The 15,486-nt window shown below is 49.3% G+C and carries 11 protein-coding genes, 1 tRNA gene and 1 pseudogene; all 13 read right to left on the bottom strand.

The genetic code is table 11. The features are described 5' to 3' along the window. Positions 1-32: 32 nt before the first annotated feature. Positions 33-2,141 (bottom strand): elongation factor G, encoded by a 2,109-nt coding sequence (gene fusA / locus ACI955_RS10260; protein ID WP_415243652.1) that lies wholly within the window; start codon positions 2,139-2,141, stop codon positions 33-35. Between the two features lie 35 nt (positions 2,142-2,176). Next, positions 2,177-2,647, bottom strand: coding sequence for a 30S ribosomal protein S7 (rpsG, locus tag ACI955_RS10255; protein ID WP_368377369.1), 471 nt, complete (start codon positions 2,645-2,647; stop codon positions 2,177-2,179). 110 nt (positions 2,648-2,757) lie between these two features. Continuing rightward, positions 2,758-3,132, bottom strand: coding sequence for a 30S ribosomal protein S12 (gene rpsL / locus ACI955_RS10250; protein ID WP_368377370.1), 375 nt, complete (start codon positions 3,130-3,132; stop codon positions 2,758-2,760). A gap of 134 nt (positions 3,133-3,266) precedes the next feature. Continuing rightward, positions 3,267-7,478: a DNA-directed RNA polymerase subunit beta' gene (rpoC, locus tag ACI955_RS10245; RefSeq protein ID WP_415243651.1), complete on the bottom strand. Its 4,212-nt coding sequence runs from the start codon at positions 7,476-7,478 to the stop codon at positions 3,267-3,269. Positions 7,479-7,552: 74 nt separating this feature from the next. Next, positions 7,553-11,629 (bottom strand): DNA-directed RNA polymerase subunit beta, encoded by a 4,077-nt coding sequence (gene rpoB, locus ACI955_RS10240; protein WP_415243650.1) that lies wholly within the window; start codon positions 11,627-11,629, stop codon positions 7,553-7,555. A gap of 188 nt (positions 11,630-11,817) precedes the next feature. Next, positions 11,818-12,195 (bottom strand): 50S ribosomal protein L7/L12, encoded by a 378-nt coding sequence (rplL, locus tag ACI955_RS10235; protein ID WP_415243649.1) that lies wholly within the window; start codon positions 12,193-12,195, stop codon positions 11,818-11,820. Positions 12,196-12,240: 45 nt separating this feature from the next. Next, positions 12,241-12,768 carry a 50S ribosomal protein L10 gene (rplJ, locus tag ACI955_RS10230; protein ID WP_415243648.1) on the bottom strand — a complete coding sequence of 176 codons (528 nt, stop codon included), beginning with the start codon at positions 12,766-12,768 and terminating at the stop codon, positions 12,241-12,243. Between the two features lie 282 nt (positions 12,769-13,050). Further along, complete coding sequence (rplA, locus tag ACI955_RS10225) at positions 13,051-13,749, bottom strand: 50S ribosomal protein L1 (RefSeq protein WP_415243647.1); 699 nt, start codon at positions 13,747-13,749, stop codon at positions 13,051-13,053. Then, positions 13,749-14,180, bottom strand: a complete 432-nt coding sequence (gene rplK, locus ACI955_RS10220; RefSeq protein WP_368377376.1) for a 50S ribosomal protein L11 — start codon at positions 14,178-14,180, stop codon at positions 13,749-13,751. Before rplK ends, rplA begins: the two co-directional genes overlap by 1 nt. An 80-nt stretch (positions 14,181-14,260) precedes the next feature. Next, on the bottom strand, positions 14,261-14,791 hold the full coding sequence (gene nusG, locus ACI955_RS10215) for a transcription termination/antitermination protein NusG (protein WP_415243646.1): 531 nt from the start codon (positions 14,789-14,791) through the stop codon (positions 14,261-14,263). A 9-nt stretch (positions 14,792-14,800) separates the two neighbouring features. Further along, entirely contained in the window at positions 14,801-15,166 is a 366-nt protein-coding gene (secE, locus tag ACI955_RS10210) for a preprotein translocase subunit SecE (RefSeq protein ID WP_415243645.1), read from the bottom strand. Between the two features lie 71 nt (positions 15,167-15,237). Then, positions 15,238-15,313 (bottom strand) — tRNA-Trp (locus tag ACI955_RS10205). Between the two features lie 45 nt (positions 15,314-15,358). Then, a pseudogene (tuf, locus tag ACI955_RS10200) lies at positions 15,359-15,486 on the bottom strand (elongation factor Tu); the annotation flags it as partial.

Below are 15,486 nucleotides of genomic sequence, written 5' to 3'. Positions count from 1 at the left end.
GGTTTATTCCTCGCATAAAGATTATTAAAAAATTAAGCTCTGTTCTTTGCCATGATTTCTTCGGCGACATTACGCGGCGCTTCGAAATACTTATCAAACTCCATCGTAAATGTTGCACGACCTTGGGTTGCGCTGCGCAGATCAGTCGCATAACCGAACATCTCTGCCAGCGGCACTTGCGCATTAATCACCTTGCCGGACACACACTCATCCATGCCGAGAATTATGCCGCGACGGCGGTTTAAATCACCAACCACATCACCCATATTCGCTTCGGGCGTGATAATTTCAACCTTCATAACCGGCTCTAACAGCACCGCGCCACCGACTTGCGCCAGTCTTTTTGTCGCCATCGACGCCGCCACCTTGAACGCCATCTCATTTGAGTCGACATCATGGTAGGAACCATCGTACGCGGTTGCCTTTAAACCGAGCAGTGGATAGCCGGCCAAGACGCCATTTTGCATCTGCTCAGCAATCCCCTTTTCGATTGCAGGGATATATTCTTTGGGAACAACGCCGCCAACAATTTCGCTGACAAACTCCAGCCCCTCAGCATTCGCATCCTCGCCAGGCTCAAACCGAATCCAAACGTGACCGAATTGGCCTCGACCGCCTGATTGACGAACAAACTTGCCCTCAATCTCACAGGTATTGCGAATAGCTTCGCGATAGGCGACCTGAGGCTTACCAATATTTGCCTCAACGCCAAACTCGCGCCGCATACGATCAACCAAAATATCGAGATGAAGCTCACCCATTCCAGAAATAATACACTGACCGGTTTCTTCGTCGGTTTTAACCCGAAAAGAGGGGTCCTCTTGCGCCAATTTACCCAGCGCAACCCCCATCTTCTCTTGATCGGCTTTCGTTCTCGGCTCAACAGCCACCGAAATCACCGGCTCAGGGAATTCCATACGCTCTAAAATAATGACGTTATTCGGATCACACAAAGTATCGCCGGTGGTGACATCTTTCAGGCCAATAGCCGCCGCAATATCACCCGCCAACACTTCTTTAATTTCTTGACGGTCGTTCGCATGCATCTGCACCATACGCCCAACGCGTTCCTTTTTACCCTTAACCGAATTAACAACTGCAGTGCCACTCTCCAACTTACCGGAATAAACACGGAAGAAAGTTAAGGTGCCAACAAATGGATCAGTCGCTATCTTAAAGGCCAGCGCCGCAAAAGGCGCCTCATCATCAGCTACCCGAGTGGCCGGGGTTTCGTTCTTATCGTCCAGAGTACCTTCAATTGCCTTAACATCGGCCGGTGACGGCATGTATTCAATCACCCCATCGAGAACCGCTTGAACGCCTTTGTTTTTGAACGCCGAACCACCAAATACCGGGACGATTTCGTTAGCGATTGTACGCTTGCGAATACCCGCTTTAATTTCGTCTTCACTCAGCTCTTCGCCGTCGAGGTATTTCTCCATCAACTCATCGCTAGACTCTGCTGCAGCCTCAACCATGAATTCACGCATCTTCTCGCACAGAGCGAGCATCTCAGTGGGTATCTCCTCGTATGCGAAGGTCATCCCCTGATCAGCCTCACTCCAAATAATGGCTTTCATTTTAACAAGATCGACAACACCACGAAATTCTTCTTCGCTACCGATAGTCATCTGCATCGGGACTGCATTTGCGCCCAAACGAACGCGCAGTTGCGCAATAACACGCTCAAAATCCGCACCAGCACGATCCATCTTATTGACGAATACCATGCGTGGAACTTCATACTTATTTGCTTGACGCCATACTGTTTCAGTCTGTGGCTGCACCCCAGAGGAACCGCACAACACCACAACAGCACCATCGAGAACCCTCAGCGAACGCTCCACCTCAATAGTGAAGTCAACATGGCCAGGGGTGTCGATAATATTGACGCGATGCTGCTCAAATTGCTGCTGCATTCCAGCCCAGAAGCACGTGGTAGCAGCAGAAGTAATGGTAATACCACGCTCCTGCTCCTGCTCCATCCAATCCATAGTCGCCGCACCATCGTGCACTTCGCCAATCTTATGAGATAGGCCAGTGTAAAACAGTACTCGCTCGGTAGTTGTTGTTTTGCCCGCATCTACATGGGCGCAAATACCGATGTTGCGATATCTGGAAATTGGCGTTTTACGTGCCACAATGCTCACCTGGGTATGGATTCAATAGCACCGTTTTAGAAACGGTAGTGCGAGAACGCTTTGTTAGCTTCTGCCATGCGATGCACGTCTTCACGCTTCTTAACTGCAGAACCTTTGCCCTGCGAAGCATCGATAATTTCACCAGCCAAACGCTGACGCATAGACTTCTCGCCACGGCCACGTGAATAATCAACCAACCAGCGCATAGCAAGTGCAGTGCGGCGACTTGGACGAACCTCTACCGGGACCTGGTAAGTGGCACCACCAACACGGCGAGACTTGACCTCTACCATGGGAGCGATATTTTCTAAGGCGCTATCGAAGGCCTCGAGAGGGTCGGTATTCAACCGCTCTTTAACGATGTCCAAAGCACCATATACGATGGTCTCTGCGACTGATTTCTTTCCACTTACCATTACGTGGTTCATGAACTTAGCCAGTGTCAGGTTACCGAATTTTGGATCCGGCAGTATTTCCCGCTTGGCGGCGACGCGTCTTCTTGGCATAACTCTATTCCTATTTCTTCAGGTAAATCCAAACATCGAGTCGCCTTACAGCGAGGAGACGATGGCTTGGCCTTACTTAGGGTCTATTAATTAAAGCGACTGATGTCAAACTACGACTTAGGACGCTTAGTACCGTATTTAGAACGGGCTTGCTTACGATTGCTAACACCGGAAGTATCGAGGCTACCGCGGACAGTGTGATAACGCACACCAGGTAAATCCTTAACACGGCCACCGCGAATAAGCACAACACTATGCTCTTGCAGATTATGGCCTTCGCCACCGATATAAGATGAAACTTCAAAGCCGTTAGTCAAACGCACACGACACACTTTACGTAACGCCGAGTTCGGCTTCTTAGGTGTAGTAGTGTAAACACGAGTACATACGCCGCGACGCTGTGGACAAGCCTGCAATGCAGGAACGTCACTTTTAGCCGCTTTACGCTTCCTCGGCTGACGAACCAACTGGTTGATCGTTGCCATTAATTAACTCCAGATACTAAAGCCAGCACACCAATGTGCTAACAACTGACTACCGATACCGCCGATAGCTTATAAAAAAAGTGGAGCGCGAATTCTAAAGATGCGCTCCACTCCCGTCAAGTAGTCAAATTTACTCAGCTGTTATCGCTAAGTGCCTCTGACAGTGCCGCCTCAATATCTTGCGCCGACACAGTTTTCATTGCTTCGTCTTTCTTGATCTTCCGATCGCGGTGATAAGCCAGACCGGTACCCGCAGGTATCAGACGACCAACCACCACGTTTTCTTTCAAGCCGCGCAAGTGATCGCGCTTGCCGGTAACGGCCGCTTCGGTAAGAACACGCGTGGTTTCTTGGAAAGATGCCGCCGAAATAAACGACTCAGTTGCCAAAGAAGCCTTGGTAATACCCAACAATTCACGCTCGTAACTAGCAGAAATCTTATCGGTAGCATGAAGAACTTCGTTTTCTTCAATTACGCGAACGAATTCAGCCTGTTCACCTTTGATGAACGACGAGTCGCCAGAAGTAAGAATATTGACCTTGCGGAGCATTTGACGAACGATAACCTCAATGTGCTTATCGTTGATTTTTACACCCTGAAGACGATAAACATCTTGGATTTCATTGACGATATACTTCGCCAATTCTTCCACACCTTTAAGACGCAAAATATCGTGCGGGCTAAGTGGGCCTTCAGAAACAATCTCGCCCTTCTCAACCTGCTCACCTTCAAACACGGTCAGCAAACGCCATTTCGGAATCAATACTTCGTAGTAATCCGAACCATCTGCAATTGGCTTGCCATCTGCAGGTGTAATAATAAGACGACGCTTGCCTTTAGTTTCTTTACCAAAGCTCACCGTACCCGAAATTTCAGCCAGAATAGCCGGCTCTTTCGGCTTACGCGCTTCAAACAAGTCAGCTACGCGCGGCAGACCACCAGTAATATCACGGGTCTTTGAGCTTTCTTGCGGAATACGAGCAACAACATCACCAACTTTCACTGTCGCGCCATTTTCTAAGGACACGATCGCGTTTTCAGTCAGGAAGTAATGCGCCGGCACATTAGTACCTGCCAGACACAGCTCATCACCGTTGGTATCAACCAGGGTCACCGCTGGACGCATATCTTTACCGGCCGCCGGACGCTCGCCTTGGTCCATAACAGAAATACTGCTAAGACCAGTCAGCTCGTCAGTTTGACGCTTAACGGTAATACCCTCTTCCATTCCCGACATCTTAACGATACCGGCAACTTCCGTAATAATTGGGTGGGTATGCGGATCCCAGCTTGCCACGATATCGCCAGCAGATACCGCTGCGCGATCAGCAACTTTAATTAGTGCACCGTAAGGCAATTTATAACGCTCACGCTCACGGCCGCTGTGATCGGTGATAGCCAATTCACCAGAACGACTTACCGCTACCAGCTGCCCATCTTCACGCACAACCCACTTGAGATTATGCAGGCGCGCCTTACCGTCTTGCTTAACTTGAATATTGTCAACTGCGGTCGCCCGCGATGCAGCACCACCAATGTGGAAGGTACGCATAGTTAGCTGGGTACCCGGCTCACCGATCGACTGCGCCGCGATAACACCAACAGCTTCACCACGGTTAACCAAGTGACCACGAGCCAAGTCACGGCCATAGCATGCTGAACACACGCCATGACGAGTTTCACAGGTGATTGGCGAACGGACGTCGATTTCATCGATACCCATTTCTTCTAGCGCGATAACGCCTTTTTCATCGAGCATCACGCCCGCTGCCACTGCCAGTTCTTCGGTGCCAGGGATAAACACATCGCGAACAACCAGACGACCCAATACTCGGTCACCCAATGTTTCGATGATGTCACCACCTTCGATAACTGGCGTCATGGTTAAGCCTTCACTGGCACCACAATCGTCTTCGGTAATAACCAAATCTTGCGCAACATCCACCAGACGACGGGTCAAGTAACCAGAGTTAGCGGTTTTTAGTGCCGTATCTGCCAAGCCTTTACGTGCGCCGTGAGTCGATATGAAGTACTGGAGTACGCTCAAGCCTTCACGGAAATTTGCAGTGATCGGCGTTTCGATGATCGAGCCATCAGGCTTGGCCATCAAACCACGCATACCAGCAAGCTGACGAATCTGCGCTGGTGAACCCCGCGCGCCAGAGTCTGCGTAGATATAAACCGAGTTGAAAGAGTCCTGCATCTCTTCCTCACCCTCGCGGTTAATAACAGGCTCTTTAGAAAGACCTTCCATCATCGCCTTGGAAACCATGTCGTTTGCACGGGACCAAATATCGATAACTTTGTTGTATTTTTCGCCTTGAGTTACCAGACCAGAAGCATATTGCTTTTCGATCTCTACCACTTCGGCATCTGCAGCAGAAACAATACGCGCCTTAGCAACAGGGATCTCAAAGTCGTTTACACCGATTGATGAGCCAGATCGAGTAGAGTACTCGAAACCGGTATACATCAACTGGTCGCCAAGAATAACCGTGGCTTTCAGACCAACCTTACGGTAGCACTCGTTCAATAAACGCGAGATCGCTTTCTTAGTCATATTTTGGTTGACCATCTCGAAGGGCAAACCTTCGGGCACAATCCGCCACAACAAGACACGACCAACCGTGGTATCAATCAGAGTACGGGTTTGGCTGCGCTCGCCGTTCTCATCAAAACTCACTTCAACCAAGCGACACCTAATGCGCGCCTGTAAGTGCGCCTTACCGCCGACATAGGCGCGATGCACTTCTTCAGGGTTCGCGAACGCGGTACCTTCAGCCATACCGTTAACACGCTCACGTGTCATCCAGTACAAACCCAATACAACGTCTTGAGACGGAACAATAATCGGCTCGCCGTTTGCAGGCGACAGAATATTGTTGGTCGACATCATCAAAGCTCGCGCTTCTAACTGCGCTTCAATCGTCAGCGGTACGTGGACCGCCATTTGGTCACCATCAAAGTCAGCGTTATATGCCGCGCAGACCAAGGGGTGAAGCTGAATCGCTTTACCTTCAATAAGTACCGGCTCGAACGCCTGGATACCCAAACGGTGAAGTGTAGGTGCGCGGTTAAGCATAACCGGATGCTCGCGAATAACCTCAGCGAGTATATCCCACACTTCTGGTGGCTCGCGCTCAACCATTTTCTTAGCGGCTTTAATAGTTGTTGCCAAGCCACGCGCTTCCAGCTTGCCGAAGATGAATGGCTTGAATAACTCAAGTGCCATTTTCTTGGGCAGGCCACACTGATGCAAACGCAAAGTAGGACCAACAACGATAACCGAACGACCGGAATAATCGACACGCTTACCTAGCAAGTTCTGACGAAAACGACCTTGCTTACCTTTGATCATATCGGCAAGCGATTTCAAAGGACGCTTGTTCGAACCGGTGATCGCACGACCGCGACGACCATTATCCAGCAGCGCATCAACAGATTCCTGAAGCATACGCTTCTCATTGCGAACAATGATGTCAGGCGCGTTTAGATCGAGCAGACGCTTTAGACGGTTGTTACGGTTGATAACCCGACGATACAAATCGTTAAGATCGGAAGTTGCAAAGCGACCGCCGTCCAAAGGCACCAGCGGACGCAAGTCCGGTGGCAGCACTGGCAGCACTTTCAAGACCATCCACTCAGGCTTATTACCTGAATCAGCCAAGGCTTCAATCAACTTCAGACGCTTAGAGAGTTTTTTAATTTTGGTTTCTGAGTTCGTTGCCGGAATTTCTTCACGCAAACGGTCGATCTCAGCAGGCAAATCCAACTCCATCAGCAAATGCATGATCGCTTCGGCGCCCATTTTGGCCACAAAGTCGTCACCAAATTCTTCCATCGCCTCAAAGAACTGCTCGTCGCTAAGCAACTGGCCTTTCTCAAGGGTAGTCATACCCGGATCGGTAACAACATAGGACTCAAAATAAAGAATCCGCTCAATGTCGCGCAACGTCATATCTAGCAGCAAGCCAATACGACTAGGCAATGACTTTAAGAACCAAATATGCGCAACGGGGCTTGCCAGCTCAATGTGGCCCATGCGCTCACGGCGCACTTTAGCCAGTGCAACTTCAACGCCACACTTCTCACAGATAACACCGCGGTGCTTAAGGCGCTTGTACTTGCCGCACAAGCACTCATAGTCTTTTACCGGTCCAAAAATTTTGGCACAGAACAAACCGTCACGCTCAGGCTTGAACGTTCGGTAGTTAATGGTTTCCGGCTTTTTCACTTCGCCGAATGACCACGAGCGAATCAGCTCCGGTGACGCCAAACCGATACGAATAGAGTCAAACTCATCGTTCGGTTGTCCCTGTTTCAATAGATTCAATAAATCTTTCAAGGCCGTTCCTCCGCAAGGATATTCTTCAGGCGCCCACTAAGCCGGGCGCCCCTTGCCATAGTCGTTGTCGATGTTTATTCCGTGTCCAGCTCGATATTAATACCGAGTGAGCGGATCTCTTTGACCAGTACATTGAAAGACTCGGGCATGCCCGGCTCCATACGCTGGTCGCCATCAACAATGTTTTTATACATTTTGGTACGCCCAATCACATCATCCGACTTAACAGTCAGCATTTCCTGCAAGGTGTAAGCGGCGCCGTATGCTTCCAAGGCCCACACTTCCATCTCACCGAAACGCTGACCACCGAACTGCGCTTTACCGCCGAGTGGCTGTTGCGTAACCAAACTGTACGAACCAGTTGAACGTGCATGCATCTTGTCGTCGACCAAATGGTTCAGTTTCAACATATACATGTAACCAACCGTTACCGGGCGATCAAACTCCAAACCGGTACGACCATCGCAAAGTTTTAACTGACCGCTTTCTGGAAGACCAGCAAGCTTCAGCAAACTTTTGATTTCGCCTTCATCAGCGCCATCAAATACTTGCGTTGCCATGGGCACACCACCGCGCAGATTTTTCGCCAGATCCATAATCGCTTCATCGCTGAAACTATCTAGATCTTCATGACGACCTGCACCGTCGTTATAGATTTCGCCCAAGAATCCACGAACTTCAGCAATCTTACGCTGCTCGCGAATCATGGCATCGATCTTATTGCCCAAGCCTTTAGCTGCTAGGCCAAGATGCGTCTCGAGAACCTGACCAACATTCATACGCGAAGGAACACCAAGTGGGTTCAATACGATATCAACCGGCTCGCCATTTTCATCAAAAGGCATATCCTCAACCGGCATAATAACCGAGATAACCCCTTTGTTACCGTGACGACCCGCCATCTTATCGCCAGGCTGAATACGACGCTTGATCGCCAAATAAACTTTAACGATTTTCAATACGCCGGGTGCCAGATCATCGCCAGTAGTCAGCTTGCGTCTCTTGTTCTCAAAACGCTCTTCGAGCGTTTTGCGATGCTCGACCAACTGCTTATCAGCATCTTCTAGAGCGGCGTTCAGTGGTTCATCAGCCATCCGCAGCTTGAACCAGTCATCCTTTTTAATTTCCTCAAGAGCCGCTGCCGATAACTCGTCGCCCTTTTTCATACCGGGACCGCTAAGGATTTTCTTACCATCCAAAGCGTCAGATAAGCGCACAAAAGTGGCCTCTTCGACAATGCGGTACTCTTCGTTCAAATCCTTACGGAACTGATCGAGCTGCATTTTTTCAATTTCTAGTGCGCGCTTATCTTTTTCCAGACCATCACGAGTGAAGACCTGAACATCAATAACCGTGCCTTTGGTGCTAGTTGGAACGCGTAGCGACGTATCTTTTACGTCTGACGCTTTCTCACCGAAGATGGCTCGTAGGAGCTTTTCTTCCGGTGTCAGCTGAGTCTCACCTTTTGGCGTGACCTTACCAACCAGAATATCACCAGCGCCAACTTCTGCCCCAATATATACAATGCCCGACTCATCCAGATTAGCTAGCGCACCTTCACCTACATTGGGAATATCAGAAGATATTTCCTCTGGCCCAAGCTTAGTATCACGGGCAATACACGTTAGCTCTTGAATATGGATAGTCGTAAAGCGATCTTCTTTTACAACGCGCTCAGACACCAAGATTGAATCTTCGAAGTTGTAACCATTCCACGGCATAAAGGCGATACGCATATTCTGGCCAAGCGCTAGCTCGCCCATGTCGACAGATGGACCATCGGCAAGAATATCACCGCGCACCACGTCGTGGCCTTCGCTCACGATTGGACGCTGATTAATACAGGTGTTCTGGTTAGAACGGGTGTATTTAGTCAGGTTGTAAATATCAACCGGTGGCTGGCCAGGCTGAACTTCATCATTGTTAACTCGCACAACAATGCGTGACGAGTCCACGCTATCAATCACACCGCCACGACGCGCAACAACACATACACCGGAGTCAGACGCCACATAACGCTCAAACCCTGTACCGACCAAGGGCTTATCAGCCTTGAGTGTTGGTACCGCTTGCCGCTGCATGTTCGAACCCATCAGTGCGCGGTTAGCATCATCGTGCTCTAAGAACGGAATCAACGAAGCTGCAACCGAAACAACCTGCTTGGGCGAAACGTCCATGTAGGTTACTTTTTCTGGCGGCATTACGGTAAATTCGTTCATGTGACGAACCGCAACCATTTCGTCTGTCAACTCACCTTTGTCATTCATTGCTGCGGAAGCCTGAGCGATAACCTCTTCAGCTTCGTTGATGGCTGACAAGTACTCTATATCATGGCTTACCTTGCCGCCCAATACCTTGCGGTAAGGACTTTCTAGGAAGCCATACTCATTGGTACGCGCATAGGTCGCCAAAGAGTTAATCAAACCAATGTTCGGTCCTTCCGGTGTTTCGATAGGACAAACACGACCATAGTGAGTCGGGTGAACATCGCGGACTTCGAAGCCAGCGCGCTCACGCGTCAAACCACCGGGCCCAAGCGCCGAAACACGACGTTTGTGGGTGATTTCTGAAAGCGGGTTGTTTTGGTCCATAAACTGCGACAGCTGTGAAGAACCAAAAAATTCTTTCACCGCGGCTGCAACCGGCTTGGCATTAATCAAGTCCTGCGGCATTAAGCCTTCGCTTTCAGCCATAGATAGACGCTCTTTAACAGCGCGCTCTACACGAACCAAACCGACTCGGAATTGGTTCTCAGCCATCTCACCAACCGAACGAATACGACGGTTACCGAGATGATCGATGTCATCGACAATGCCTTTACCGTTACGAATGCCAACTAGCATTTTCATTACAGCAACAATATCGCTCTGGTCCAGCGTACCTGCACCCAAAATTTCTTCACGACCAATGCGGCGGTTAAACTTCATCCGACCAACGGTGGAAAGGTCGTAGCGCTCAGGTGAGAAGAACAAATTCTGGAACAGATTTTCCGCCGAGTCTTTAGTCGGTGGCTCGCCTGGACGCATCATACGATAGATTTCCACCAACGCCTCTAACTGGCTATTGGTTGGATCTGTGCGCAGCGTGTCACTAACGTAGGGACCGCAATCAAGCTCGTTAGTGTAGAGCGTGTCAATTGTCTCGACGCCCATCTCTTCAAGCTTAGTAAGGATCTCTGCTGTTATTTCACTGTTACATGGGAATACCAATTCGCCAGTTGCTTTGTCGATAATGTCCTTCGCCAGAGAACGACCAATCAGGTATTCAACAGGCACTTGCAGCTGAGTGAGATTTGCTTTTTCAATCTGACGAATATGGCGAGCCGTAATACGACGACCAGTTTCGACAATGACTTCGCCATTCTTAGCGCAGATATCGAAAGTGGCTACTTCACCGCGCAGACGCTCAGCAATTAGCTGTATCGTAAAGCCGCCTTTCTTAGCCACCTTGAACGTGTTGACGTCATAGAACAGGTCTAGGATTTCTTCCGCACCCATGCCCAAGGCCCGCAACAGAATCGTTGCCGGCAATTTACGACGACGGTCAATACGGACAAACACCTGATCTTTGGGATCAAATTCAAAATCGAGCCACGAACCGCGATATGGAATGATTCGCGCAGAATACAAGAGCTTACCTGAAGAGTGGGTTTTGCCACGATCATGGTCAAAGAACACACCCGGTGAACGGTGTAACTGAGAAACGATAACGCGCTCAGTGCCGTTGATTACAAAGGTACCGTTTTCAGTCATCAGGGGGATTTCACCCATATAGACTTCTTGCTCTTTGATATCTTTGATGCTTTTATTTGCTGACTCACGATCATAAATGATCAAGCGAACCTTGACCCGCAGCGGCACAGAATACGTTACGCCGCGAAGCTGACATTCGTTCACGTCAAATGCCGGCACGCCGAGTACGTAATCGACATACTCAAGCGCAGCGTTACCAGAATAACTCGCTATCGGGAATATTGATTTAAAAGCAGCGTGCAAACCGTGTTCGCCGCGCTCAGCAGCAGGAACACCTTGCTGCGTAAACTTCTTGTAGGAATCCAGCTGAATCGCAAGGAGATAGGGCACGTCCATGACATGCGGCATCTTACCAAAATCCTTGCGGATACGTTTTTTCTCAGTGTACGAGTAAGTCATCAGTACTCCCCAGCATCATCTCTTGACTCCGCCACGACCGGCGACGGTGTCGTTAGTGCAACAGTTTATCTGTTGCCGGTCAGACCCCTAATAGGCTCTGACTGTAATTTCTCAAACAACAAAAGGCCGGTGGGATTTAACCCACCAGCCCAGCTTGAGATTGACCCGCAAGCAGGCCAACAAGCAACTTACTTAAGCTCGGCGCTAGCGCCCGCGTCTTCAAGTGCTGCTTTAGCTGTGTCTGCATCAGCCTTAGAAGCGCCTTCTTTAATAGTAGATGGCGCGCCATCTACTAATTCTTTAGCTTCTTTCAAGCCCAAACCAGTGATCGTACGTACTGCTTTGATCACGTTAACTTTCTTCTCACCAATTGCGGTCAGAATAACGTCAAACTCAGTTTGTTCTTCAGCAGCTTCGCCGCCATCAGCAGCGGCAGCAGGAGCTGCAGCAACTGCAGCAGCTGCAGTAACGCCAAACTTCTCTTCCATTGCTTCGATTAGACCAACTACGTCCATTACGCTCATTTCAGCGATTGCATTCAAAATATCGTCTTGTGACAGAGCCATGTGAAACTCCCTACTGTGTCAATTACTAAAAAATTTAAACGCTGCTTACGCAGCTTCTTTCTGCTCGCGAACGGCAGCTAATGTACGAACCAATTTTCCTGGGACTTCGTTCATTGTACGTACTAACTTGGTTGTCGGTGCTTGCATAACGCTCATCAACATAGACAGCGCTTGGTCGCGGGTCGGCAACTTAGCCAGTACATCCAACTGATCTGCACCCATCAATTGGCCACTAACCGCAAGTGCTTTCACTTCAAACTTTGCATGAGCCTTCGCAAAATCTTTGAAGATACGAGCTGCAGCGCCAGGATCTGCCATCGAAAATGCCAGCAGAGAAGGCCCCTTAAAGGCCTCTTCTGCGCACTCGAATTCAGTTCCTTTTAACGCGAGTTTCGCCAAAGTATTCCGCACAACTCGTACGGTTACTTGGGATTCACGCGCTAATTTGCGCAGCTCTGTCATTTGGCCTACCGTACACCCGCGGGCGTCGGCAATAACCAATGACAATGCACTAGCGGCAGTCTCGTTAACGTCAGCTACTATCGCCTTTTTGTCGTCGAGTCTTAATGCCACTTGGATAACTCCTGGATTTGTCAGTTAATTACCGTAGATCAAAAACCGAGGTTTAAGATCGTTTTCTGGTGAACAAATCCAATCCACCATCTGCGTAGGCCGGTGCCGGTAACGTTGACAAGTCAACACACCTATTAAGGGCTCAGATCATAAAAACCTAATCCCACCTACGGTCTTTGATGGTCTCTGTCTTTTGACACAGTAGGTCAGCTGTCAAAGACCACAAAGCCGATAAACGCCCTTCGAAAAGAGCGTTCTATTCTAAGCGCAAGCGCCCAAAAATTATTTTAACGCTAAGCTTGCCTGATCGATAACGATACCGGGGCCCATCGTTGAAGAAAGCGTGATTTTCTTCATGTAAACGCCCTTAGCTGAAGACGGCTTACCTTTACGCAAGTCTCCCAACAAAGCCTCTAGATTTTCCTTTAACACGCCCGCTTCGAAAGAAATTGTTCCGATAGCACCGTGGATAATGCCGTTTTTATCTGTACGGTAGCGAACTTGACCGGCCTTAGCATTCTTAACTGCGGTTTCAACATCCGCAGTTACAGTGCCAGTTTTAGGATTAGGCATAAGACCGCGCGGCCCAAGAACCTGACCCAGCTGACCAACAACACGCATTGCATCTGGAGACGCAACAACAACGTCGAAATCCATCATGCCGCCTTTTACTTGCTGGGCAAGATCATCCATACCGACGAAATCTGCACCAGCCGCTTTGGCTTTCTCTGCATTTTCACCTTGAGTGAAAACTGCAACACGAACCGTTTTACCGGTACCGTTTGGCAGAGTAGTTGCACCGCGAACCGCTTGATCAGATTTACGCGCATCAATGCCAAGATTAATCGCGACATCAATGGCTTCTGGAAATTTAACTACTGAAACGTCTTTCAACAACGCCACTGCATCTTCAAAACTGTACTGCTTACCGGCAACAACTTTTTCGTTAATTGCTTTTTGGCGCTTAGTTAGCTTAGCCATTACACACCCTCTACTTCAATACCAGCGGCACGGGCACTGCCCGCAATTGTACGAACTGCCGCTTCCATATCTGAAGCAGTGAGGTCAGCCATTTTAATCGTGGCTATCTCTTCCAGTTGCGCGCGGGTTACTTTGCCTACTTTCTTAGAATTAGGCGTACCCGATCCGCTTTTCACACCAGCGGCTTTCTTCAGCAAGAATGAAGCTGGTGGCGTTTTGGTAGTAAAGGTAAAGCTACGATCTGAGTAAACTGTGATTACGACAGGAATCGGCATGCCGCTTTCAAGACTCTGGGTTGCAGCATTGAATGCTTTACAGAATTCCATGATGTTCACACCGTGTTGACCTAAGGCAGGACCAACTGGTGGACTTGGGTTTGCTGCGCCAGCAGCAACTTGCAGCTTTATATAAGCCTGTACTTTCTTAGCCATATTACTTCTCCATTTGGGTGATAACGCCCCGCAAAAACGAAGCTCCCCTCGACAGCTTGCGCTGACCTAAAACATTGAACTTAGGACTTTTCTACTTGACCAAAATCCAACTCAACAGGCGTAGAACGCCCGAAAATTAGTACCGCAACATGTAAACGGTTTTTCTCGTAGTTCACTTCTTCAACAACACCATTGAAATCATTAAATGGACCATCAATAACGCGGACCATTTCGCCAGGCTCAAACAATGTCTTGGGCTTGGGCTTATCGCCACTTTCGACCCGCTGCAGTATCGCATCGGCTTCTTTTTCAGTAATCGGAGCCGGCTTATCTGCCTTACCCCCGATAAATCCCATCACACGCGGCGTCTCTTTCACTAAATGCCACGTGTCGTCTCCGAGCTCCATCTGAATTAGGACGTAGCCTGGAAAAAATTTCCGCTCACTTTTCCGCTTCTGCCCACCACGCATTTCTACAACTTCTTCGGTGGGAACCAGTACGTCGCCAAAACGCTCGGCGAAACCTGAAAGCTCTATACGCTCTTGCAATGCCAGAGCAACTTTCTTTTCATACCCAGAATAGGCGTGTACAACATACCAACGCTTTGTCATGCCCTACCTCTAGCCGATAACCATGGATGCCAGCCAACCCAGCAGAGTGTCTAATCCCCACAGAATCAATGCCGCCACAACTACAAACGCCACTACAATAAGCGTCGTCTGTGTGCTTTCCTGACGCGTCGGCCAGACTACTTTTCTGATTTCCGTACGCGCACCCTTTAACAACTCAAAAAACGCAGCACCTTTTTCGGTACGATATGCGATATAAGCTGCCACAACCGCCAGCACCAATAGGGCGATGACGCGATAAAGCAAGGACTCGCCAGAAAAATACGTATTGCCGCCAACACCAACCACTACCAGCAAAGCAACAATGCTCCACTTTAAGCCATCGAGGCGACTAGCGTCTTCCGCCTTAGCACTCATTGTTCAGTAATATCCTTTTTTGCTAAGCGCAAAACACCACTACGCATTACGCGAAGCGGTGTTAACGTAAATGGCAGGCCAGGAGGGACTCGAACCCCCAACAGTCGGTTTTGGAGACCGATGCTCTACCAATTGAACTACTGGCCTACAAGTGCCGATACAAGCCCGGCCTTACACCCTATAAAACCGGGCCTATTCTACGATTTTAGCAACAACGCCAGCGCCAACAGTACGGCCACCCTCACGAATTGCAAAACGCAAACCTTCTTCCATCGCGATGGGCGCAATCAATGTCACGTCCATTTTAACGTTGTCGCCAG

This window comes from Zhongshania sp. (genome assembly GCF_047636175.1).
Classification (GTDB): Bacteria; Pseudomonadota; Gammaproteobacteria; order Pseudomonadales; family Spongiibacteraceae; genus Spongiibacter.
This window is presented reverse-complemented; position numbering and strand designations above follow the sequence as displayed.